Genomic DNA, 22,687 nt, shown 5'->3' on the forward strand with positions numbered 1-22,687 from the left:
TGACCCCATGGCTTTTTCCGAACGTGTCTCGCGCCTTAAAAGTTCTTTGATCCGTGAAATCCTCGCCGCGGCCCAGCGTCCTCAGGTGATGTCGTTCGCCGGGGGCTTGCCGGCCGAAGCCATGCTGCCCAAGGTCGAATGGACCGATATGCCGGTGTCCATGGGCCAATACGGCATGAGCGAAGGTGAGCCGGCTCTACGCGAAGCGCTGGCCGCTGAAGCCCGGGCGTTGGGAGTGCCTTGCGAGGCGAGTCAGGTGTTGGTGGTCAGCGGTTCCCAGCAAACCCTCGATCTGGCCGCCAAGCTGTACATCGACAAGGGCACCGAGATTCTGCTAGAAGCGCCAACGTACCTGGCGGCGCTGCAAATCTTCCAGTTGTTCGGTGCCGACTGCATCACCGTGCCGCTGGAGTCCGATGGGCCAGACTTGGCACAACTGCGCAGTCGCTTGGAAAAACATCGTCCGGCATTCATCTACCTGATTCCGACGTTCCAGAATCCATCGGCCGTGCGGTACAGCGAAGCCAAGCGCGACGCGGTGGCAGCGTTGCTGGATGAATTTGGCGTGACGCTGATTGAGGATGAGCCTTACCGCGAGCTGACCTTCGACGGTGGCAGTGCGACGCCGATCGTCAGTCGCTTGAAAAAATCCAGCTGGATCTACACCGGCACTGTGTCGAAAACCCTGTTGCCGGGTTTGCGCGTTGGTTATCTGATCGCCAGTCCGGACCTGTTCCCGCACCTATTGAAACTCAAGCAATCCGCGGATCTGCACACCAATCGGGTCGGCCAGTGGCAGGCGCTGCAATGGATCGGCACTGAGAAATACCAGCAGCATCTGAGCGAATTGCGTGACTTCTACCGGGTGCGTCGCGACGCGTTTCAGTCGGCGCTGGAAACGCATTTCTCCGATCTGGCGGATTGGAATGTGCCGCAGGGCGGGTTGTTTTTCTGGCTGACGCTGAAGCAGCCGATGGATACTCGAACGCTGCTCAACACGGCGCTGGCCAGTGATGTGGCGTTCATGCCTGGGGAACCGTTCTTCCCGGATCCGGATAACAATCCCGGACACCTGAGATTGAATTTCAGCCACATCGACCCGGCGCGACTGGATGAAGGATTGAAACGGTTGGCGGCGGTGGTGCGGCAGGCGCAGGCTGCGCGAGCGGCATAGATAAAAAAACCGGCTCAAGGGCCGGTTTATTTATGTCTGAGATTGGTAGCGTTTGTATCGGCCACATCGCTGGCAAGCCAGCGCCCACAGGTTTTGTGAGCACCACAGATCACTGTGGGAGCTGGCTTGCCAGCGATGAGGCCATTAATCACACCACCAAAACCTCAGGCTGCCGCGAAGCGCTTATCCAGATAATCAATAATTACCTTGGATTCATACATCCAGGTGGTCTGGCCATTCTCTTCGATGCGCAGGCACGGCACTTTGATCTTGCCGCCTTGCTCCAGCAGCGTCTGGCGATCCTGCTCGTTGTTCTTCGCATCACGCAACGCCACCGGTACATTCAAGCGGCGCAGGGTGCGACGGGTTTTCACGCAGAATGGGCAGGCGTGAAATTGATACAGGGTCAGGTCCTTGGCAGCGGCTTCGACCTGGGCCTGGGCAGCGGCGGGGCGCTTTTGCTTGCCTGGGCGAGTGAGGAAGTCGATGAAGATGATCAGTTGGCCAAGGCCGACACGAAGCGCTTTTACGAACACGGTACAAGCCTCACGGTGCGAATAAAGAAAGGCGCGCAGCTTACCTGATTTTTCGCGGACGAAAAAAAACCGGCGATGAATGCCGGTTTTCTTCGTGTGGCGAATTACTTGATGAGGCTGAGGAATTCGCTGCGGGTGGCGGCGTTTTCACGGAACTCACCGAGCATCACCGAGGTGATCATCGACGAATTCTGCTTTTCCACACCGCGCATCATCATGCACATGTGCTTGGCCTCGATCACCACCGCAACGCCCAGGGCGCCGGTGACTTGCTGGACCGCGTCGGCGATCTGGCGGCTGAGGTTTTCCTGGATCTGCAGGCGGCGGGCGTACATATCGACGATCCGCGCGACTTTCGACAAGCCCAGAACCTTGCCGCTCGGGATGTAGGCGACGTGGGCCTTGCCGATGAACGGCAGCAGGTGGTGTTCGCACAACGAGTACAACTCGATGTCCTTGACCAGCACCATTTCGCTGTTGTCGGAACTGAACAAGGCACCGTTGGTGACTTCTTCCAGTGTCTGTTCATAGCCGCGGCAGAGGTACTGCATGGCTTTGGCGGCACGTTTTGGCGTGTCGAGCAGGCCCTCGCGGGAGACGTCCTCGCCAAGTTGACCAAGGATGGCCGTGTAATTCTGTTCCAGGGACATGAAACTACCTGTGGGATTTTTACGCAAAGGGCAAGGGTACGGTGGCAAACACGACGCTGCAAGCGTGACGCATCAGCTTTACTCGTCGCGGCCTTCCATCATGGTTCGTTTGAGCATCACATAAACAGCGCCGGCGCCGCCGTGTCTGGCCTGGCAGGAGGTGAAGCCAAGGACCTGCGAATGCTGACGCAGCCAGGTGTTGACGTGGCTTTTGATCATCGGTCGCTTGCCATCAAGACGCACGGCTTTACCGTGGGTGACACGTACGCAGCGAATTTCGAATTTGGTGGCTTCAGCGAGGAAAGCCCAGAGGGTTTCCCGGGCCTTTTCCACGCTCATGCCATGCAGGTCGAGGCTGCCCTCGAACGGAATCTGCCCGATCTTGAGCTTGCGCATCTGGCTTTCCTGCACACCGTCGCGTGCCCACATCAGCTCGTCTTCCGGGCCGACGTCGATCACGAACTGATCGGACAGCCCATCAACGGTGGTGGCATCGGTGCGAACGGTGGCGGCTTGACGCAGCTTGGCGATCTGCGCGCGGTCAGCCTTGGGTTTGCCGGTTTCGGCGCGATCGTGCTTGATCGGCTTGACGCCTTGGATCGCGCTTTTGAACAGGGAAAAATCGTCGTCTTGCATGTCAGCCTCCGCGAAGGGCGGCCAGTTTACCCAACTCGACGCGAATGGGCGCGCGACAAAATGCGCGGCGTCCGGATCAGTCGTGTTTTTTCATCAGATGCGGGGACATGTTCAACTCCCGCGACTGCCGCGAACGACGGCGGCAGCGACGCCACAGCCACACGCCGATGTACAGCACGAACAGGCCAATCGCCAGAATCACCGCTGCACCGCCCCGGTTGGTATTCAACTCGCCCAGGGCAGGCACATGGCCGAACAGGGCGGCGGCACCGGCCATGGCGAGCAACACACCGGACATCGCCAGCAGCGCCGCAATGGTTGCGCCGATTCGAAAACGCCAATTGCTTTGGCCTTTGGGCCGCAAGCGGCGAGCGTCAAAACCATCGGATAACTTCATTCCGACCTTCCTCTATGGGTATCGGCCCTTCGACCGGGAGTTGACCGGGATGTTCCTGAGGCTAAGACAATTACGGCTGTTGAGCGGCTTTTGCGGATGAGCGGTGGTTTCGACCGCTCATGAGGTGTTGATCAAACCAGATCGTTGGTCAGGGCGAGGGCGGCAAAGTTGTCGGCCATGATCGCCATTTCGGTCTGCTGCACATGCTCGGCGCTCAGCACACCGCCTTTGTACGGCAGATCGCGGGTGGCGCAGGCGTCTTCAACGAGGGTGCAACGAAAACCCAGGTTTTTCGCCGCTCGCACGGTGGTGCTGACACTGGAATGACTCATGAAACCGCACACCACCAGGTCCACAGAGCCCAGGTCTTCCAGGCGTTTTTTCAGATCCGTGCCATGGAAAGCGCTTGGCAGGATTTTTTCAATCTTGATTTCGCCCTCAAGCGGCTCCAGCCCGGGGATGAATTGCCCGCGTTCGCCACGTGGGTCAAACAGCCCGCCAACGGTGCCGAGATGGCTGACATGCACAATCGGCCGGCCGGCGGCGCGGGCGGCAGTGACCAATTGTTTGATGTTCGCGACGGCAGCATCCATGCCGCTCAGGGCCAGGGGACCACTGAGATATTCTTTCTGGGCATCGATGATGATGAGGGTCGCGTGGCTCAGTTTGGCTGCTGCGTAACCGCGGCCGCTGAGTTGAAACATCGTTTGTGGAACGGACATTCTGGGGCTCCTTGGAGTGGGGCTTTTGCGCCATTGTCCTCTGGCTGAGCGGTTCTGTGAATCGCTACCATCGTAGGCACCGTCGTTATTGGCGTACAGCGTTGTCAAGTGGCCCGTTTTGTTCAATGCCGAGCTGAAAAAAGAGAATAGTCCTACATTTGCTCCGGCGTTTTCCCGCGTCGTCGTCGCGACGTTTGGCTGTTAGAATCGCCCGTCGATTTTTCTGGAGTTTGCCGTCGTGATCACTTCCCGCCTTCGTACCCTGCGTGACCATATCCGTTGGGCGGTCAGCCGCTTCCATGGGGAGGATCTTTTTTTCGGCCATGGCACCGACAACGCCTGGGACGAAGCCCGTCAACTGGTGTTGGGAGCGCTGCACCTGCCATGGGAAATCGCCGACAGCTACCTCGACTGCAATCTGGAAGAAGACGAACTGGTCCACTTGCAGCTATTGCTCAAACGCCGCATCGAAGAGCGCGTGCCGACCGCTTACCTGCTGGGTGAAGCCTGGTTCTGTGGCATGTCGTTCATCGTCGACGAGCGCGTGTTGATCCCGCGTTCGCCGATTGGCGAGTTGATCGAAAACCGTTTCACCCCATGGCTGGGCACCGAGCCTGCAAGGATTCTTGACCTGTGCACCGGTTCCGGCTGCATCGGCATTGCCTGCGCCTACGAGTTCCAGAACGCCGAGGTGGTGCTGGCCGACCTGTCGTTCGAAGCGCTGGAAGTGGCCAACCAGAACATCGAGCGCCATGGCGTCGATGAGCGGGTCTACACCGTCCAGGGCGATGGTTTCGATGGCTTGCCGGGGCAGCGTTTCGACTTGATCGTGTCGAATCCGCCGTATGTCGATGCGGAAGATTTCGCCGACATGCCGGACGAATACCAGCACGAACCGGAACTGGGTCTGGCGTGCGGCGATGACGGCTTGAACCTGGTGCGGCGCATGCTCGCCGAAGCGGCGGATCATCTGACCGAGAAGGGCTTGCTGATTGTCGAAGTGGGCAACAGCCAGGTTCACGTCGAGGCGTTGTACCCCGAAGTCGACTTCGCCTGGCTGGAGTTCGAGCGGGGCGGGCATGGCGTGTTCATGTTGACCGCCGAACAGTGCCGCGATCATCAGGCGTTGTTTGCTTCCCGCGTTTGATTCGTTGAAACCCTATCGCTGGCAAGCCAGCTCCCACAGGTTATGTGTCGTGCCAATACATGAGGCAAACACAAAACTTGTGGGAGCTGGCTTGCCAGCGATGGCAGCGCCGCCGATTACCGGTGTGTCGCAATCCAGATCAACAACCCCGCCTGAAACACCGCAAACGCCACCAGGCAGGTAATGGTGAAACGCAACCCGGCGTCTTCGCGTTTGTACTTGCTGACCTTCTCTTCGTGTTTCTTCAGTTTGACTTCTTGCTCCAGCAGATTCTGTTCGGCTTGCTGAAGCATCGCCGCCGCCTCAAGAATCTCCACGATCTGCAGTTTTTCCGTGTTCCAGTCGCCCACCAGCTCGCTGACCTGCACGGCTTTGACGCTGCCCTTCAGATGCTGGGCGTCGGCGTAAACCACATCGAAACCGTGCACTCGCAAAAAATGATCACGACGCAGGCGCGTGTCTTCGTTCAACGCATCCTTGTTGTTCAGGTCTGTGCCGTCGACGGTGTAACCGGGCCAGCGTTTTTTCGCCCAGGTAATGCCTTGCGCAGCCATGAAACGGCCGATACCACGGTTCAGCGGTTCAATCTGCAGGCCGCTGTCTGGCCCGAAATGCACGCGTTTCTCGACGTGATCGACCCACACGTCCAGATGATTCTGTTCCTTGCGTACGCGCTGGCCGGGCAGGGTGATGCTCATGCGCATCAGGCTGCGCTGCTTGTCGTTGCGTTCGGCGTAACCGAATTCGACAAAACGCAGGGGACGCCCACCTGTGTGGCGGTCAGTCTGCAACGGCGCCAGACGGAGCATCTTGTGGTGCTCGACGTGGACGTCCGCCCAGGGCAGCTCGACCGCTGGCGGTGCGTCTTTTTCAGCGGTGGTGTCGGATGAAGTCTGGGTATCAGTCATAACGGCGAGATCCTGTCCAAGCTCTGCTTGTCGCCAGCCAGTGCGCTGGCGACAAAGGCTTATCGGCCGTTTTTTTCAGGACTGGAGGGCTAACTGCTGCGAAGTCCGTCAATAAACCCAATGATTCTCGTGCCCAGTTCAGCCGCCAAGGGCAATTGTGGATCTTTATAAGAGGCCAGTTGCCGTTTCACGTCGTTGGGCACGATGCGCATGACGTGGTTCATGCCTTCGATCAGCGCCAGTTCGGCGTCGGGTTTGGCGGCCTTGAGCAGTTTGGCGTCATTGATGCCGACCTGAATGTCGTTGCTGCCCTGGATGATCAACGCCGGCATTTTCAACTTGGCGAAAGCCGCCGCAGGGTCCTGGCGGAACAGTGAAATCAAGTAAGGCTGCACACTCGGACGGAAAATTACCTGTAATTGCGGCGGTACGTTGTCGTCGGTTTTTCCGGCCTTGAGGCTGTCGAGCAATTCATTGCTACGCAGCATCAGCGGCGGCGGCAGGCGATTGCTCAGTTGTTCGCGCAAGACTTGATCGATCGGCCGGGCGCTGCCGGACATGGAAATGACTGCCGCCGCATCGACGCTCGGCGCCGCGAGGCTGGCAATCAACGCACCTTCGCTGTGGCCCAGCAGAATCAGCTGGTTGAAGCGCGGGTCGGTTTTAAGTTTTCGGCCCCAGGCTTCGGTGTCAGCCACGTAAGCTTCCACCGACAGGTTGCGCTCGTCGGGGGTGGCTGCCAGGCTCGCCGCCACGCCGCGCTTGTCGTAGCGCACACTGGCGATGTTGTGCTTGGCCAGCACCCAGGCCAAACGCTTGAGACTGTCATTGCGCCCGCCGTCGGGGTTATTTCCGTCGCGATCCGTAGGACCGGAGCCGGAAATGATCAGGACAACAGGAACCGGCGTGTCGGATTTAGGCAACAACAATGAGCCGAAAAGCTCACCGGTGCCGGTGTCCAACGTGATCGGCCTTTGCAGGACAGTGGCCTGGGCGAAGCCGGATATCAGGGTAAGGCTCAAGGCTAGAACTCGCAGCATCATCACGCCATCATTAACAAGATGCCGGTTGGACTCACAGGCACCCATAAGGTTCGAGGATGAACTACTTGGGTAGCCTGCGTATACTGGCGCGCATTACGAATTGGGTTCGATTTCACGGAGCGTCCTGCATGTCCGGCAATACCTACGGCAAGCTGTTCACTGTCACCACCGCGGGCGAAAGCCATGGTCCGGCGTTGGTCGCCATTGTCGATGGCTGCCCGCCGGGCCTGGAGATCTCCCTTGAAGATCTGCAGCGCGACCTGGACCGCCGCAAGCCCGGCACCAGCCGCCACACCACCCAGCGCCAGGAAGCCGACGAAGTCGAAATCCTCTCCGGCGTGTTCGAAGGTCGCACCACCGGTTGCGCCATCGGCCTGTTGATCCGCAACACCGACCAGAAGTCCAAGGACTACTCGGCGATCAAGGATCTGTTCCGCCCGGCCCACGCCGACTACACCTACCACCACAAATACGGCGAGCGCGATTATCGCGGCGGTGGCCGCAGTTCGGCCCGTGAAACCGCGATGCGTGTGGCGGCTGGCGCGATTGCGAAAAAGTACCTGGCCAGCCAGGGCATCGTCATTCGCGGCTACATGAGCCAGCTCGGCCCGATCGAAATCCCGTTCAAGACCTGGGATTCGGTCGAACAAAACGCCTTCTTCAGCCCGGACCCGGACAAAGTGCCGGAACTGGAAGCCTATATGGACCAGTTGCGTCGCGATCAGGATTCGGTCGGCGCGAAGATCACCGTAGTCGCTGAAGGCGTGATGCCGGGTCTGGGCGAGCCGATCTTCGACCGCCTCGACGCGGAACTGGCCCACGCGCTGATGAGCATCAACGCAGTGAAGGGCGTGGAAATCGGCGCCGGTTTCGCCAGCGTCGCCCAGCGCGGCACCGAGCATCGCGATGAAATGACCCCGGAAGGTTTCCTCAGCAATAACGCCGGCGGCATCCTCGGCGGTATTTCCTCCGGTCAGCCGATCGTCGCGCACCTGGCGTTGAAACCGACGTCGAGCATCACCACGCCGGGTCGTTCCATCGACATCAATGGCAATCCGGTGGAGGTCATCACCAAGGGCCGTCACGACCCATGCGTCGGCATCCGTGCCACGCCGATTGCCGAAGCGATGATGGCCATCGTGCTGATGGATCACCTGTTGCGTCACCGCGGGCAGAACGCCGATGTGCGCGTGAGCACGCCGGTGCTGGGTCAGCTTTAATGGCTCATCTGACAGCCGCTGCAGTCTGATGGCTGTGGCGGCGCTCCCGTACTGGCGGCTCTCCAGTTTCTACCTGTTCTATTTCGCCTTGCTCGGTTCGACAGCGCCGTTTCTGGCGCTGTACTTCGATCACCTCGGGTTTTCCGCAGCGCGCATCGGCGAACTGGTGGCGATCCCGATGCTGATGCGCTGCGTGGCGCCAAACATCTGGGGCTGGCTCGGTGACTACACCGGTCGGCGGCTGGCCATCGTGCGCTTTGGCGCTGTGTGCACACTTCTGACGTTCTCACTGATTTTCGTCAGCAAGACCTACGCCTGGCTGGCGATGGTCATGGCCTTGCACGCGTTCTTCTGGCACGCCGTGTTACCGCAATTCGAAGTCATCACCCTGGCGCACTTGAATGGGCAGACGTCGCGCTACAGCCAGATTCGCTTGTGGGGCTCCATCGGTTTCATCATCACCGTCGTCGCGCTCGGGCGCCTGTTCGAATGGCTCAGCCTCGACATTTATCCGGCGGCGCTGGTGCTGATCCTGGTCGGAATCGTGCTCAGCAGTCTGTGGGTGCCGAACGCCCAACCGATCCAGAGTGAACGCTTGCCGGGGGACGGATTTCTCGCGCAATTGCGCAGCCCCGGTGTGTTGGCGTTCTATGGTTGCGTGGCGCTGATGCAGATGAGTCACGGGCCGTATTACACGTTTTTGACCCTTCACCTTGAACGACTGGGTTATAGCCGTGGGGTGATCGGCATGCTCTGGGCCGTCGGCGTCGTGGCCGAGGTCTTGATGTTCATGTTCATGAGCAAGATCCTTGCGCGCTTCTCGATACGCCAGGTGCTGCTGGCGAGTTTTCTGTTGGCAGCGCTTCGCTGGGTATTGCTCGGCTCATTGGCTGAGTTTCTCTGGGTATTGTTGTTTGCCCAGGTGTTGCACGCGGCGACGTTCGGCAGCTTTCACGCCGCTGCCATTTCATTCGTGCAACGTAGCTTCGGCGCGCGTCAGCAAGGGCAGGGCCAAGCGTTGTATGCCGCATTGGCCGGCACCGGTGGCGCATTGGGTGCGTTGTATTCCGGCTACAGCTGGAACGCCCTCGGCGCGGCATGGACCTTTAGTATTGCCAGTCTCGCAGCCCTCGCGGCTGCCGTTATCATTGCCACACGTATGCAAGAGGACAGGCCATGAGCCTTACCCGTGAACACCTCGCCCAGGAAATCATCGACGCCGGGCGCTTTCTCTATGGCCGCGGCTGGTCGCCGGCCACCAGCAGCAACTATTCGACCCGTTTGTCGGCGACCGAAGCCTTGCTGACGGTGTCCGGCAAGCACAAAGGTCAGTTGGGCCTCGACGATGTGCTGGCCACTGATCTGTCGGGCAACAGCCTGGAACCGGGCAAGAAACCGTCCGCCGAAACCCTGCTGCACACGCAGCTCTACAACTGGCGCGCGGAAATCGGCGCGGTACTGCACACCCATTCGGTGAACGCCACGGTGCTGTCGCGCCTGACGGCAGAAGATTTCATCGACTTCGAAGACTACGAACTGCAAAAAGCCTTCAGCGGCGTGTCGACTCACGAATCCCGGGTGCGGGTGCCGATCTTCGACAACGATCAGGACATTGCGCGCCTCGCCGCCAAGGTGCAGCCTTGGCTAGAAGCCCATCCCGATTGCGTGGGTTACCTGATCCGCGGCCACGGCCTCTACACCTGGGGCGCGCGCATGAGCGACGCCCTGCGGCAGATCGAGGCCTTTGAATTTTTGTTCGAGTGCGAGTTGAAAACCCGCTCGCTGTTGAACCGTTAAGCATGAATCGTTAAGGAGTTGCCCTGATGAGCAGCCTGTCCGTTTACCACGTCTCAAGCCCTGACATTCCGAACAAGGTGCTGACTCACTTCGAAGACATTGCCTCGACTTTGGCCGAGCAGGGCGTGCGTTTCGACCGTTGGCAAGCCGCGGCGAAGATCCAGCCCGGCGCCAGCCAGGAAGAAGTGATCGCCGCCTACCAGGAGCAGATCGACAAGCTGATGACCGAACGCGGTTACATCACCGTCGATGTCATCAGCCTCAACAGCGATCACCCGCAAAAAGCCGAGCTGCGCGCCAAGTTCCTCGACGAACACCGTCATGGCGAAGACGAAGTACGATTTTTCGTCGCCGGTCGTGGCTTGTTTACCCTGCACATCGATGATTACGTCTACGCCGTGCTTTGCGAGAAGAACGACCTGATCTCGGTGCCGGCCGGCACCCCGCACTGGTTTGACATGGGCGAGCATCCGCATTTCGTCGCGATTCGCCTGTTCAACAACCCGGAAGGCTGGGTGGCCAATTTCACCGGCGAAGACATCGCCAGCCGTTTCCCGCGTCTTGAGGACTGAGTCAATGCCGATCAAAGCGATTCTCACCGACATCGAAGGCACCACCAGCGCGGTGAGTTTTGTGTTCGACGTGCTGTTTCCTTACGCCGCCAAACACCTGCCGGAATTCGTCCGCCAGAACGCCGAGCGCTCAGATGTGGCCGAACAACTGGCCGCTGTACGCAGCGACAGCAATGAGCCGAATGCCGACGTCGAGCGGGTCATCGAGATTTTGCTGGGCTGGATCGCTGAAGACCGCAAGGCCACGCCGCTCAAGGCTTTGCAAGGAATGGTCTGGGAGCAGGGCTACCAGGCCGGGCAACTGAAAGGTCACGTGTATCCGGATGCGGTCGAAGCGCTCAAGCGCTGGCATCAGGCTGGTTATCAACTGTTCGTCTATTCCTCGGGCTCGATCCAGGCTCAGCGCCTGATTTTCGGCTGTTCGGAGGCGGGGGATTTGACGCCGTTGTTCAGCGGCTATTTCGACACGACGTCGGGGGCCAAGCGAGAAGCGCAGTCCTACGCCAACATCACCCAGGCTATTGGCCTGGAGGCCTCGCAGATTTTGTTTCTGTCGGACATCGTCGAAGAGCTCGACGCGGCGCGTGTAGCGGGGATGGCGACTTGCGGCTTGGCCCGTGAGGGCGGCGAACTGGCGGGGCATCTGACCGTGGACAGTTTTGCGCGGATCGATCCTTTGACGTTTTAAGGTAAAAACGCCAAATCAAGAGATCGCAGCCTTCGGCAGCTCCTACAGGGATTAATGTAGGAGCTACATGAGGCTGCGATCTCTTGATCTTTTAGAGCGAGTGATAAGTCGGCAGGGCAAACCGTTGCTGGCTCTGCAGCATGGAGATTTGCGGCAGTTCACTTGCTTGTTCAGCCAGATCACGGCGAATCGCGCTGATGACCCACGACAGTTGGTCGCCGTTGTGCAATTGCTGATAGGAAATCGAGCGTTTGAACACTCTGTCTTCGGCGCCACCGCAAAGCGTCAGAAGAATCCCGCCGTCAGGTCGTGCCTGGGTGGAGACTTCGAAGTTGGAGAACAAGGATGCAAATTTTTCCTGGATCAGGCTCATGTCTTTCAGCTCCGTAAGTACTTGAATGGCAAGCATGCGGAGAGAGTTGCAGCGATTGTGCCAGTATTCGAATGATTAAAAACTCCTTATAAATCAATAGATTATATTTTTTGAGGATTTTTGCTTTCGTGCAATCTGCATGAAGGGCCATCGTGCATCCTGCATTTTGCGAGATCGTCAGCGATTGGATGGAACCATTTGGCAGAGCGGTGCTCGCGATTTTTGGCATTGCTTCGCGGATACAAAACATTTCAAAAACCGCGTGTACAGCGCCAGAACCGTTGACGTATTTTCGGGCTCAATCTACGCCGCCCGACAATAAGAAGATCGAACGGGAGCAACCATGAGCCGCACGCCAAGCGCCACGATTACCTGGGGCATGATGCTCCGCAAGCTGCCTTCCATTGCCAGAGCCATTCCACGGGTGGTCAAGGGAATGAAGGTCGCCAACGTCAAGGACCCGACCCAACCGTGTGGCCTGGGATGGTGTTTCGAGCAAGCGACCTTGCGCAATCCCGATGGCCCGGCGTTGCTGCACGGCGAGGTGGTGCTGAGTTATGCACAGGTCAACGAATGGGCCAATCGCATCGCCCATCACCTGATCGCCCAAGGCATCGGCAAGGGCGATGGGGTGGCGGTCTTCATCGAAAATCGCCCGGAACTGTTGGTGACGATTCTGGCGGTGGCCAAGGTCGGCGCCATCAGTGCGTTGCTCAATACTTCGCAGACCCGAGATGCTCTGGCGCACAGTCTGAATCTTGTCGCACCGGTGGCGATCGTGGTCGGCGAGGAACTGATCCCGGCGTTCGAGTCGGTGCGCGGGCGGGTATCGATCGACGCGGCGCGTACCTGGTTTGTCGCCGATCAAGACACTTACAGCCATCCGGGAATTGCCCCCGAAGGCTTCATCAACCTGATGACGGCCAGCATCGACAGTTGCGGCGACAACCCCGCCAGCAGCCAGCAGGTTTTTTTCGACGACCCTTGCTTCTACATCTACACCTCGGGCACCACCGGACTGCCCAAGGCTGGGGTGTTCAAGCACGGCCGCTGGATGCGCAGCTCGGCGAGTTTCGGCATGATCGCTCTGGATATGCGCCCGGACGACATCGTGTATTGCACCTTGCCGCTCTACCACGCCACCGGGCTTTGCGTGTGCTGGGGCTCGGCCATCAGCGGTGCTTCGGGGTTTGCCATCCGCCGTAAGTTCAGCGCCAGTCAGTTCTGGAATGACGTGCGTAAATACCGCGCGACCACCCTTGGTTATGTCGGCGAGTTGTGCCGTTACCTGGTTGATCAACCGCCCAGCGTCGAAGACAACCAGCACGGCGTGACCAAGATGATCGGTAACGGCTTGCGACCCGGCGCCTGGGACGCGTTCAAGATGCGCTTTGGCGTGCGTCACATCTGCGAACTCTATGCCGCCAGCGACGGCAACATCGGCTTCACCAACATTCTGAATTTCGACAACACCGTCGGCTTTTCCCTGATGTCCTGGGAATTGGCCGCGTACGACCATGACAGCGCCGCGCCTGTTCGTCAGGCCAATGGCTTTATACGCAAGGTCGGCAAAGGCGAGCAAGGGTTGCTGTTGGCGAAAATCGACGACAAGGCGCCGCTGGACGGCTACACCGATCCAGAGAAAACCGCGAAAGTCGTGCTGCACGATGTATTCGTCAAGGGTGACTGTTACTTCAACACCGGCGACCTGCTGCGCAACATCGGTTTTGGTCACGCGCAGTTCGTCGATCGCTTGGGCGACACCTACCGCTGGAAAGGTGAAAACGTCTCGACCACCGAAGTCGAGAACATCCTCCTGCAACATCCGCACATTTCCGAAGCTGTGGCCTATGGCGTGGAAATCCACAACACCAACGGCCGCGCCGGAATGGCAGCGATTACGCCGGCAGAATCCTTGGCGACCCTGGATTTCAGCGAACTGCTGGCCTTCGCTCGGCAGCAGATGCCGGCCTACGCGGTGCCGTTGTTTTTGCGAGTGAAAGTGAAAATGGAGACCACCGGCACCTTCAAATATCAGAAGACCCGGCTCAAGGATGAAGGCTTCGACCCGGGCAGAACCGGCGATGATCCGATCTACGCCTGGTTGCCCGGAAGCGAAACCTACGTGCAAGTCACCGAGCAGGTGTTGCGGGAGATTCGCGGCGGCAAGCATCGTTATTGAAAGCGGCGCTATTGAATGTGGCTATAAGCCCGCATCAGAAAAAAGAAGTGACAGTGTCGAGGCCGCTCGGGAAACTGTCGGCTTTTCCGAATGACAGAAAGTGGAGCGTCCAATGTCAGACCAAAGCCGCCAGATGACCCCCGAAGAAGCTGCGGAGTTTGCCGAACAGGTATTCAACAAGGCACGCGAGGGCGATGCGGCCATGATGGCTGCGCTACTGACCAAGGGCCTGCCGCCAAACCTGCGCAATCACAAGGGCGACACCTTGCTGATGCTGGCCGCCTACCATGGCCATGTAGAAACGGTAAAAGTCCTGCTTGAGCACAAGGCTGATCCGGAAATCCGCAATGACAACGGCCAGAGCCCGATCGCCGGTGCGGCCTTCAAGGGTGATCTGGCCGTGGTCACGGCGCTGGTCGAGGGTGGCGCACAGGTCGAGGGTTCGTCCTTCGATGGTCGTACCGCGTTGATGATGGCCGCGATGTTCAACCGCGTCGCTATTGTCGACTACCTGATCAGCAAAGGCGCCGATCCCAAAGCCAAGGACGCCAATGGCGTCACCGCGCTGGACGCCGCCAAGACGCTAGGTGCTACCGATACCATCGCGCAGCTGGAGAAGTTGCTGGGCTGATATTGCGCAATACCTCTGTGGCGAGGGAGCTTGTCGGATCGCCGCACCGTCCCGCTCGGCTGCGAAGCAGTCGCAAATGGCCAATTTGGGGGCGCTTCGCACCCCGGCGGGAGCAAGCTCCCTCGCCACAATATCAGCCAGAATGCGGTATCCTTCGCGCCCTCAAAACTCCCTCGCTACAGGATCTACCCCATGAAAGCCGCACTCGTCGAACTCATCAGCAAAATCAGCTCCGGGTGCATGGGCGATGACGAAATCCTCAAGATCGCTGACGAAGCGGCGCAGGCCTACGAAGATCCAGAGGGTTTTCTGACAGCGAATCCGGACATCAACTACGACGACACCTTCCCGATTCCGTTGGGCGAGTGGGTGGTTGTCGGCAGCTTGCCGGAAACAGTGCTGTTCCAGGCCGATACCTACATGGACCTGTTCGCCCAAATCGTTGCCTCGTTCGGCCCGGGTGTCGACTTCAATATCAAACCCAAGCAACTGGCCAAGACCGAAGCCCTGACCGCGCTCAATCGCATCCAGGTGCAGATGAGCAGCCTGAACAAGGAAAGTGGTGGTTATGTGCTGATGAATTTCAGCCAGTTGCTCGATGATGAGCTGCAAGTCGTGATGGTCTACGGCAACGATGTGCCACGGGTGCTCGAATTGTGCGCCGAAGTCGGCATCGCGGCGGCGCCTTCCCTGGAAGCCTTGAAAGTGGCTATCCACGTCTGAAGCGGCAAGCTGTCAATAAAAACGGAACCCTGGTAATGCCCGGCTATTCTAAGAGGGCAAATCACTCTTCGGGAGCGTCACTATGGGTTCCACGTTCAACAGCTTGGTTGCCTTGATTATTTTTGTCCTGGACATCTGGGCCATCATTAACGTGTTCAAAAGTAGCGCGGATACCGGGATGAAAGTCCTCTGGGTACTGCTGATCGCCCTGTTGCCGGTGCTGGGACTGATTATCTGGGCCATTGCCGGGCCGCGGGGGAATGTGCGGGTCTGACTTCTCAAAACCTGTAGGAGCTGGCTTGCCAGCGATGCAGGCGACGCGGTCAGTCAGATGCACCGCTGGGCTCCCATCGCTGGCAAGCCAGCTCCTACAGGGATGTGCGTATCAGAAGGTTCGACCTGTCATCTTCCGCGACGTAGAATGCGCGCCTTTCCCGGCCAATCGAGCCGATCGATTGGCCATCATGGGCGGGTAACCGTCCGTTGCCGCCGCATTCATCGGAGCACTTCCCATGAGCAACATCCCAGCAAGCGACTACCTGGAAACCCTCTACGAAGGCTACGGCCAGCGTTTTCGCATGGAAAAACTGCTGCACGAAGTGCGCACCGAACACCAACACCTGGTGATCTTTGAAAACCCGCGCATGGGCCGGGTCATGGCTCTGGATGGCGTAATCCAGACCACCGAAGCCGACGAGTTCATCTACCACGAAATGCTCACCCATGTGCCGATCCTGGCCCATGGCAACGCCAAGCGCGTGCTGATCATCGGCGGTGGCGACGGCGGCATGCTGCGTGAAGTCGCCAAACACGGCAGCGTCGAGCACATCACCATGGTCGAAATCGATGGCACCGTGGTCGACATGTGCAAGGAATTCCTGCCGAACCACTCCAACGGTGCGTTCGATGATCCACGCCTGAACCTGGTGATCGACGACGGCATGCGTTTCGTCGCCACCACCACTGAAAAGTTCGACGTGATCATTTCCGACTCCACCGACCCGATCGGTCCGGGCGAAGTGCTGTTTTCGGAAAACTTTTACCAGGCTTGCCACCGCTGCCTGAACGAAGGCGGCATCCTCGTGACCCAGAACGGCACGCCGTTCATGCAGATCGAAGAAGTGAAGACCACCGCCGGTCGCCTGCGCAGCCTGTTTCCGGACTGGCACTTCTATCAAGCCGCAGTGCCGACTTACATCGGTGGCTCGATGACTTTTGCCTGGGGCGCGACCAATACCGCTTATCGCAAATTGTCCCGCGAAACCCTGCAACAGCGTTTCGCCGGCAGCGGCATCGTCACCCGCTACTACAATCCGGAAATCCACATCGGTGCGTTCGCCTTGCCGCAATACGTGCTGCAAGCTGTGAACAAGCCAAGCAACGACTGAAGAAATACGCGATGCCCCTGTAGGAGCTGGCTTGCCAGCGATGCAGACGCTGCGGTCCGTCAAAATCGCCGCATTGATCCTATCGCTGGCAAGCCAGCTCCTACAGGTTCTGTGTTTTATGTTCCAAACGCATGATCCATTTGAACGATCAGAAAGAGCAAAAGTCCAGATAGGTGTAAGCCCAATTGCGGGTTTTATCGAGGAGGCACTGATGCAAAAGTGGAAAATCACTTTCGTGGATGATCACGGTGAAACGGTCGACGAAGTCTTTGAGTGCGACGAGTGCCCGGATAACGAACACGCCGCCAAACTCATCAAGGCCCGGCTCCTTCCTGTCGCTGCCGAACTGGATCTGAACGATCTGGAAGGGCGAACCGCTGATGCGAGCGTCAAAAGTCTCAAGACCCAGAACAGCATTCAAATCCTCGGCATCACGCCAATCTGAACCGCACCTGTCACATTCTCAACCAGGCCTTGGCAGAGGCTCTATCTTGGGGCTAATCTGCAAGCGAGATCAGCGAATGGATCGCTAAGGTCTGGTCTTGTCAGCTACATGCTTGTTTCCCGTCGGCACATCGGTTGCCGTCGCTCGCACGGTTTGATGGCGAGCGCAGGGAGTACGGAAAGTCTATCCATCAGTTTGAGGAGGACGTTTCATGAGCACAGCCTATCAAGAAGACATCAGCACCAGCGTGCTGCGCCGCATGAAAGAAGGCGGTTTCGACTTTTCACGGTTCCATCCCATTGAGTTCTACGCCATTTTCCCGGACGAGGAGCGGGCACGCAGGGCGGCAGGTCATTACCGTGGTGAATCCCTGAATGCACAGATCAGTGTGCGTGACGACGGCGCCTGGGCGCTGGAACTGAGCAAAGTCATGTACGCCACCTACGATGACATTGGTGACTTCGAGCAGGGTTTCGAAGCCGTGGTCGAGCCATTGGGCGGCATCATTGAAGGCTGGGGTGTCAAACAGGAGGTACGAGGGCGACTCGCATAAACTTTATGAACAGTGACAATCGGCAATAACGGCTAACCCATGGGTTGGCCGTTTTCGTTTCTGGATCTTGCGTTCACCCGAACCGATAAATGTCCATGCCCAACGCACCCATGGTGAATCCCTGGTGGGCAATACTGAAATCACCCCCGGCACTGCGGGCAAAATACAGCGGCAGCAAATGTTCGTCGCTGGGATGGTTACGCACGGCATTCGGCGCTTGCCGCCGATAATCGTGCAGGGCCGCTTCGTCGTTGGTCGCAAGCTTGTCGATCATCCAGTCGCGGAACGCCTGTGCCCACGGCTCGACGCTCTCCGGGCCGGCATGCCAGTCCAATTCGCGCAGGTTGTGAGTAATGCTGCCGGAACCGATCAGCAGCACGCCCAGTTCACGCAGGCTGGCCAAGGCATGGCCGACGCGGCTTTGCAGGGCAGGGCCACCACGAGTCGGAAGTGAAACCTGGACAATCGGGATATCCGCCTGCGGGTACATCAACGACAAGGGCACCCAGACGCCGTGGTCGAACGGCCGTTTGCTGTCGATACGCGCCGGGAGATCGCTGGCATTCAACAGTTCAACAACCTCTGCCGCCAGTTGCGGATCGCCGGGCGCCGGGTATTGCACCTCGAACAGGGCCCTTGGAAAGCCGCCGAAGTCATGCCAGGTGTCAGGCTGGGGGTTGCCGCTGACCAACAGTTCATCGCTTTCCCAGTGCGCGGAAACAATCACGATGGCGCGGGGCTTCGGCATTTCTGTCGAAAGGCGCGCCAGGGCCGGTCCGCTGGCACCCGGTTCCAGAGCCAGCATGGGGGAACCATGGGATATGTACAGACTGGGGAACATGGATGAGCTCCTGAGCGTTAAGATGGCACCATCTTCAGTCAGATCATTGATCTAAATCTAATATAAGTTTTAGGGTGTTTTGATCGAATTTTTGGGGTTACTTATGCAGCCGGAGTTTTGGCACAAGAAGTGGGCGTCGAATCAGATCGGCTTTCACTTGCCGCAAGTGAATCCTTATCTGCAGCGATTTTGGCCGGCACTGGGCCTGGAAGAGGGCACTCGTGTGCTGGTGCCCCTGTGTGGGAAGAGTCTGGATTTGTTGTGGCTTGCTCGTGAAGGCCATGAAGTATTGGGAATCGAGCTGTCGGAAAAGGCCATTGAGGACTTTTTCAATGAGCACCAATTCGATCCTGACGTCACTGAGCAAGGGCCTTTCAAGGTCTATCGGGCAGGCTCGATCGAACTTTGGTGCGGTGATTTTTTTGACCTGACTGCCGGCGATGTTGCTGACTGCGCCGCACTTTACGACCGCGCCTCGCTGATTGCTCTACCGCCAGCCATGCGTGAGCAATACGCCGCGCATCTGACTCGGATTCTGCCCAAAGATGCGCTGGGGTTGTTGATTACGCTGGATTACGACCAGGCTCAAATGTCCGGTCCGCCGTTTGCCGTGCTGGATGACGAAGTGCAGCGGTTGTTCGGGGCGTCGTGGGCGCTGAAGATCCTGGAAGACCAGGATGTGCTGAGCGAGAGCGGGAAGTTTCTGGAGGCGGGTGTTACGCGGCTTGAGGAGCGGGTTTATCGGTTGTCGGGGCGTTAAAAGCAAAAGATCGCAGCCTGCGGCAGCTCCTACAGGGGAAATGCGATCACAAGGTAAAAAAAACGGGGCGATCAGATCGCCCCGTTTTTTGTTACCGCAGAACTATCAGCCCCGGCGACGAGCCAGTGCGTCGATACGCTCTTCCAGCGGTGGGTGGCTCATGAACATGCGGGCGAACCCTTGTTTGATGCCACCGTTGATGCCGAACGCGTTCAGGGTGTCAGGCATGTGCACCGGCAGCCCTTGTTCGGCACGCAGGCGTTGCAGGGCACCGATCATGGCGGCGGTACCGGCCAGGTTTGCACCGGCTTCGTCGGCACGGAATTCGCGTTTGCGCGAGAACCACATGACGATGGCGCTTGCCAGGATGCCCAGCACCAGTTCGGCGAAGATCGTCGCAATGTAGTAGGCAATGCCTTGGCCTTCTTCGTTCTTGAAGATCACCTTGTCGACAAAGTTGCCGATGATCCGTGCAAAGAACATCACGAAGGTGTTCACCACGCCCTGAATCAACGCCAGGGTGACCATGTCGCCATTGGCAACGTGGCCGATTTCGTGGGCCAGAACGGCTTTCACTTCATCTGGCGAGAAACGCTCGAGCAAACCCTGGCTGACCGCGACCAACGCGTCGTTCTTGTTCCAGCCGGTGGCGAAGGCGTTCGCCTCGTAAGCCGGGAAAATCCCGACTTCGGGCATCTTGATCCCGGCTTCTCGGGACAGTTGCTCGACGGTTTGCAGCAGCCATTGCTCGTGACGAGTGCGTGGCTGGGTGATGATCTGGGTGCTGGTGCTCATCTTCGCCATCCACTTGGAGATGAACAGCGAGAACAGGGAACCGGCGAAACCAAAGACCGCACAGAAAATCAGCAGCTGATTGAGGTTGAGATCAACCCCGTTGGCCGCCATGAACCCGTTGAAGCCGAAAAGGCTCAGGGTGATGCTGGCAATCAGCACGACCGCCAGGTTAGTGGCCAAAAACAGCAGGATGCGCATCATGGTTGTAGAAATCTCCTTATGCTAAAGATGTAGCGTACTGCGGGGTATATAAGGTGCTGCTTCGGGGTATTCAACCGGGTGACTATTTCAAACTGTGTCCTACAGCAAGAGCTTAGCTGTTCGAAGGGCATTTCCGATATTGAATAAGGAAGCTTTTGTAAGCCAATGGACGTCCCGAGCCCTGTCTTTGTTGGACGCAGGCAAACAGGGTGTTGTCCGTCAGGGATTCAGGTGCCAGTGATTGGCTGGGTGCAAACATGTGTTGCTGAATGAATCACCGTGCGACGGGATACGGGCGTCGCACGGTGAACAGCCACTTACTGGCGATAGGACTTGAGGAAATTGCCGATGCGGCCGATGGCCATGTCCAGGTCATCCACGCGCGGCAGGGTCACGACGCGGAAGTGGTCCGGCCATGGCCAGTTGAAGGCAGTGCCTTGCACCACCAGCAGCTTCTCGGAGAGCAGCAGGTCGAGGACGAATTTTTCGTCGTTGTGGATCGGGCAGACTTTCGGGTCGATGCGCGGGAACGCGTACAGCGCGCCCATTGGCTTGACGCAGCTCACGCCCGGAATGTCATTGAGCAATTCCCAGGTGCGGTTGCGCTGTTCCAGCAGGCGCCCTTGCGGCAGCACCAGGTCGTTGATGCTCTGATAGCCACCCAGCGCGGTCTGGATCGCGTGTTGGCTCGGCACGTTGGCACACAGGCGCATGTTGGCCAGCATGTCGATGCCTTCGATGTAGCTCTGGGCGTGGTGTTTCGGCCCGGAAATGGCGATCCAGCCGGAGCGGAAGCCGGCCACGCGATAAGACTTGGACAAACCATTGAAGGTCAGGCACAGCAAGTCTGGCGCCAGGGATGCGGTGCAGATGTGCACGGCATCGTCGTACAGGATCTTGTCGTAGATCTCGTCGGAGAACACCACCAGATTATGTTGGCGGGCCAGTTCCAGCATGCCCAGCAGGACTTCTTTGGAATATACCGCGCCGGTCGGGTTGTTCGGGTTGATGATGACCAGTGCCTTGGTGTTCGGGGTGATCTTGGCCTTGATGTCGGCCAGGTCCGGCCACCAGTTGGCTTGCTCGTCGCACAGATAGTGCACCGGATTGCCGCCCGACAGGCTCACAGCAGCGGTCCACAATGGGTAGTCCGGAGCCGGCACCAGCACTTCGTCGCCGTTGTTGAGCAAGGCCTGCATCGACATCACGATCAGTTCGGAAACGCCGTTGCCCAGGTAGATGTCTTCAATGCCGACACCTTCCACCTGTTTTTGCTGGTAATACTGCATGACGGCCTTGCGCGCGCTGAACAGGCCTTTGGAGTCGCTGTAGCCCTGGGCGGTCGGCAGGTTGCGGATCACGTCCTGGAGAATTTCGTCCGGCGCTTCGAAACCAAAGGGCGCCGGGTTGCCGATGTTCAGCTTGAGGATGCGATGACCTTCCTCTTCCAGGCGTTTGGCGTGCTTGAGCACTGGGCCGCGAATGTCGTAGCAGACGTTGGCGAGCTTGTTCGATTTGCTGACCTGCATGGCGATGTGTTCCCGAAAATGAACGATCCAGGCGGCGTATGAACAACCGTACTGGGAATCCTGCGTAATCACACAGGCCTGACGCCCTGAAATGCTGCACCCATAAATCCGTTTGAATGCGCGTAGTCTGGCTGCCAGACTGGCGTTTGACGAGGCGCAATCATACGTGCCGCCCGATCCGTGGAAAAGGTACAGATCGGGCTTTTTCAGCTGCTGAGGTGTGACGATGGAAAAGTTGGAAAAAACCCTGGAAGAATGGAAAGCCATGCTCGATCCGGAGCAGTACAACGTTTGCCGGCTCAAGGGCACTGAACGCCCGTTCTCCGGCAAGTACAACGGCACCAAGACCGACGGTATTTACCACTGCATCTGCTGCAACGAGCCGTTGTTCGACTCCAAGACCAAGTTCGATTCCGGCTGCGGCTGGCCGAGCTTCTATGCGCCGATCGGCGACAGTGCCATGACCGAGATTCGCGATGTCAGCCACGGCATGATCCGCACCGAAGTGGTCTGTGCCAAGTGCGATGCGCATTTGGGCCACGTGTTCCCTGATGGTCCTCCGCCGACCGGGCTGCGCTATTGCATCAACTCGGTGTGCCTGGACCTGGTGCCACGCGAATGATCCGGGCTTGATGATCCCTTGTAGGAGCCGGCTTGCTGGCGATAGCGGTGGATTGACACACTGCAGCGCGCTGATCGCCAGCAAGCCGGCTCTTACGGGTTCGAATTTCACGCCGGACAAATTTGATTAATTGAATTGCACACAATTCAATTGC

27 protein-coding genes are annotated in these 22,687 nt (G+C 58.5%); 16 read left to right on the top strand and 11 right to left on the bottom strand.

The window, feature by feature from the left end; translation table 11 throughout:
• The first annotated feature begins 7 nt into the window (after positions 1-7).
• Positions 8-1,174 (top strand): PLP-dependent aminotransferase family protein, encoded by a 1,167-nt coding sequence (locus tag KGB21_RS13580; RefSeq protein ID WP_223505408.1) that lies wholly within the window; start codon positions 8-10, stop codon positions 1,172-1,174.
• Positions 1,175-1,338: 164 nt separating this feature from the next.
• Here the strand turns inward: KGB21_RS13580 and KGB21_RS13585 are convergent, their stop codons facing one another.
• From KGB21_RS13585 to KGB21_RS13605, 5 genes are all read right to left on the bottom strand, one after another.
• On the bottom strand, positions 1,339-1,710 hold the full coding sequence (locus tag KGB21_RS13585; protein WP_034151288.1) for a glutathione S-transferase N-terminal domain-containing protein: 372 nt from the start codon (positions 1,708-1,710) through the stop codon (positions 1,339-1,341).
• A 104-nt stretch (positions 1,711-1,814) separates the two neighbouring features.
• The gene (gene folE, locus KGB21_RS13590) at positions 1,815-2,360 is read right to left on the bottom strand and encodes a GTP cyclohydrolase I FolE (protein WP_003204506.1); all 546 of its coding nucleotides are present in this window, start codon (positions 2,358-2,360) and stop codon (positions 1,815-1,817) included.
• 78 nt (positions 2,361-2,438) lie between these two features.
• On the bottom strand, positions 2,439-2,996 hold the full coding sequence (locus KGB21_RS13595; protein WP_017339764.1) for a Smr/MutS family protein: 558 nt from the start codon (positions 2,994-2,996) through the stop codon (positions 2,439-2,441).
• 76 nt (positions 2,997-3,072) lie between these two features.
• Complete coding sequence (locus KGB21_RS13600; RefSeq protein ID WP_034151289.1) at positions 3,073-3,393, bottom strand: hypothetical protein; 321 nt, start codon at positions 3,391-3,393, stop codon at positions 3,073-3,075.
• A 131-nt stretch (positions 3,394-3,524) separates the two neighbouring features.
• Positions 3,525-4,115, bottom strand: coding sequence for a cysteine hydrolase family protein (locus tag KGB21_RS13605; protein ID WP_034151290.1), 591 nt, complete (start codon positions 4,113-4,115; stop codon positions 3,525-3,527).
• A gap of 238 nt (positions 4,116-4,353) precedes the next feature.
• Between KGB21_RS13605 and prmB the strand changes: the two genes are divergently transcribed.
• Positions 4,354-5,262 carry a 50S ribosomal protein L3 N(5)-glutamine methyltransferase gene (prmB, locus tag KGB21_RS13610; protein WP_034151291.1) on the top strand — a complete coding sequence of 303 codons (909 nt, stop codon included), beginning with the start codon at positions 4,354-4,356 and terminating at the stop codon, positions 5,260-5,262.
• A gap of 116 nt (positions 5,263-5,378) precedes the next feature.
• Here prmB and KGB21_RS13615 read toward each other — a convergent pair whose 3' ends face one another.
• Complete coding sequence (locus tag KGB21_RS13615) at positions 5,379-6,170, bottom strand: hypothetical protein (RefSeq protein ID WP_223505409.1); 792 nt, start codon at positions 6,168-6,170, stop codon at positions 5,379-5,381.
• A gap of 89 nt (positions 6,171-6,259) precedes the next feature.
• Entirely contained in the window at positions 6,260-7,258 is a 999-nt protein-coding gene (locus KGB21_RS13620) for an alpha/beta hydrolase (RefSeq protein WP_034151293.1), read from the bottom strand.
• 83 nt (positions 7,259-7,341) lie between these two features.
• On the opposite strand from KGB21_RS13620, the gene aroC reads away from it, so the two are divergent.
• From aroC to mtnC, 5 genes are read left to right on the top strand one after another with little or no spacing between them, the layout of a single operon-like run.
• Positions 7,342-8,433: a chorismate synthase gene (gene aroC, locus KGB21_RS13625; protein ID WP_034151294.1), complete on the top strand. Its 1,092-nt coding sequence runs from the start codon at positions 7,342-7,344 to the stop codon at positions 8,431-8,433.
• Between the two features lie 28 nt (positions 8,434-8,461).
• On the top strand, positions 8,462-9,613 hold the full coding sequence (locus KGB21_RS13630) for an MFS transporter (protein ID WP_223505410.1): 1,152 nt from the start codon (positions 8,462-8,464) through the stop codon (positions 9,611-9,613).
• Positions 9,610-10,230 (top strand): methylthioribulose 1-phosphate dehydratase, encoded by a 621-nt coding sequence (locus KGB21_RS13635; RefSeq protein ID WP_223505411.1) that lies wholly within the window; start codon positions 9,610-9,612, stop codon positions 10,228-10,230. The genes KGB21_RS13630 and KGB21_RS13635 overlap by 4 nt, the downstream gene beginning before the upstream one ends.
• 26 nt (positions 10,231-10,256) lie before the next feature.
• Complete coding sequence (locus KGB21_RS13640; RefSeq protein ID WP_034151296.1) at positions 10,257-10,802, top strand: 1,2-dihydroxy-3-keto-5-methylthiopentene dioxygenase; 546 nt, start codon at positions 10,257-10,259, stop codon at positions 10,800-10,802.
• 4 nt (positions 10,803-10,806) lie between these two features.
• Positions 10,807-11,490 (top strand): acireductone synthase, encoded by a 684-nt coding sequence (mtnC, locus tag KGB21_RS13645; RefSeq protein WP_034151297.1) that lies wholly within the window; start codon positions 10,807-10,809, stop codon positions 11,488-11,490.
• A gap of 91 nt (positions 11,491-11,581) precedes the next feature.
• Here mtnC and KGB21_RS13650 read toward each other — a convergent pair whose 3' ends face one another.
• Positions 11,582-11,863, bottom strand: a complete 282-nt coding sequence (locus KGB21_RS13650) for a DUF3509 domain-containing protein (protein WP_223505412.1) — start codon at positions 11,861-11,863, stop codon at positions 11,582-11,584.
• Positions 11,864-12,206: 343 nt separating this feature from the next.
• On the opposite strand from KGB21_RS13650, the gene KGB21_RS13655 reads away from it, so the two are divergent.
• From KGB21_RS13655 to KGB21_RS13685, 7 genes are all read left to right on the top strand, one after another.
• The gene (locus KGB21_RS13655; protein ID WP_223505413.1) at positions 12,207-14,045 is read left to right on the top strand and encodes a long-chain-acyl-CoA synthetase; all 1,839 of its coding nucleotides are present in this window, start codon (positions 12,207-12,209) and stop codon (positions 14,043-14,045) included.
• A 112-nt stretch (positions 14,046-14,157) separates the two neighbouring features.
• Positions 14,158-14,676, top strand: coding sequence for an ankyrin repeat domain-containing protein (locus tag KGB21_RS13660; RefSeq protein WP_034151300.1), 519 nt, complete (start codon positions 14,158-14,160; stop codon positions 14,674-14,676).
• Positions 14,677-14,868: 192 nt separating this feature from the next.
• Complete coding sequence (locus KGB21_RS13665; protein WP_223505414.1) at positions 14,869-15,399, top strand: hypothetical protein; 531 nt, start codon at positions 14,869-14,871, stop codon at positions 15,397-15,399.
• An 82-nt stretch (positions 15,400-15,481) separates the two neighbouring features.
• Positions 15,482-15,673: a PLD nuclease N-terminal domain-containing protein gene (locus KGB21_RS13670; RefSeq protein WP_034151302.1), complete on the top strand. Its 192-nt coding sequence runs from the start codon at positions 15,482-15,484 to the stop codon at positions 15,671-15,673.
• 238 nt (positions 15,674-15,911) lie between these two features.
• Entirely contained in the window at positions 15,912-16,787 is an 876-nt protein-coding gene (gene speE / locus KGB21_RS13675) for a polyamine aminopropyltransferase (RefSeq protein WP_034151303.1), read from the top strand.
• Positions 16,788-16,998: 211 nt separating this feature from the next.
• Positions 16,999-17,232 (top strand): hypothetical protein, encoded by a 234-nt coding sequence (locus KGB21_RS13680; RefSeq protein WP_034151304.1) that lies wholly within the window; start codon positions 16,999-17,001, stop codon positions 17,230-17,232.
• A gap of 211 nt (positions 17,233-17,443) precedes the next feature.
• A complete protein-coding gene (locus KGB21_RS13685) occupies positions 17,444-17,785 on the top strand; it encodes a ribonuclease E inhibitor RraB (protein WP_034151305.1) in 342 nt (113 codons plus the stop codon).
• Positions 17,786-17,858: 73 nt separating this feature from the next.
• Here the strand turns inward: KGB21_RS13685 and KGB21_RS13690 are convergent, their stop codons facing one another.
• Entirely contained in the window at positions 17,859-18,626 is a 768-nt protein-coding gene (locus KGB21_RS13690) for a DODA-type extradiol aromatic ring-opening family dioxygenase (RefSeq protein WP_034151306.1), read from the bottom strand.
• Positions 18,627-18,729: 103 nt separating this feature from the next.
• On the opposite strand from KGB21_RS13690, the gene KGB21_RS13695 reads away from it, so the two are divergent.
• Complete coding sequence (locus KGB21_RS13695) at positions 18,730-19,386, top strand: thiopurine S-methyltransferase (protein WP_034151307.1); 657 nt, start codon at positions 18,730-18,732, stop codon at positions 19,384-19,386.
• Positions 19,387-19,491: 105 nt separating this feature from the next.
• Here KGB21_RS13695 and htpX read toward each other — a convergent pair whose 3' ends face one another.
• Positions 19,492-20,382 (bottom strand): protease HtpX, encoded by an 891-nt coding sequence (gene htpX, locus KGB21_RS13700; RefSeq protein WP_034151308.1) that lies wholly within the window; start codon positions 20,380-20,382, stop codon positions 19,492-19,494.
• Between the two features lie 317 nt (positions 20,383-20,699).
• Positions 20,700-21,911 carry a pyridoxal phosphate-dependent aminotransferase gene (locus KGB21_RS13705; protein ID WP_008030363.1) on the bottom strand — a complete coding sequence of 404 codons (1,212 nt, stop codon included), beginning with the start codon at positions 21,909-21,911 and terminating at the stop codon, positions 20,700-20,702.
• A gap of 226 nt (positions 21,912-22,137) precedes the next feature.
• On the opposite strand from KGB21_RS13705, the gene msrB reads away from it, so the two are divergent.
• The gene (gene msrB / locus KGB21_RS13710) at positions 22,138-22,533 is read left to right on the top strand and encodes a peptide-methionine (R)-S-oxide reductase MsrB (protein ID WP_223505415.1); all 396 of its coding nucleotides are present in this window, start codon (positions 22,138-22,140) and stop codon (positions 22,531-22,533) included.
• Positions 22,534-22,687 lie beyond the last annotated feature (154 nt).

This window comes from Pseudomonas sp. GL-RE-29 (genome assembly GCF_019947275.1).
GTDB classification, from domain to species: domain Bacteria; phylum Pseudomonadota; class Gammaproteobacteria; order Pseudomonadales; family Pseudomonadaceae; genus Aquipseudomonas; species Aquipseudomonas fluorescens_A.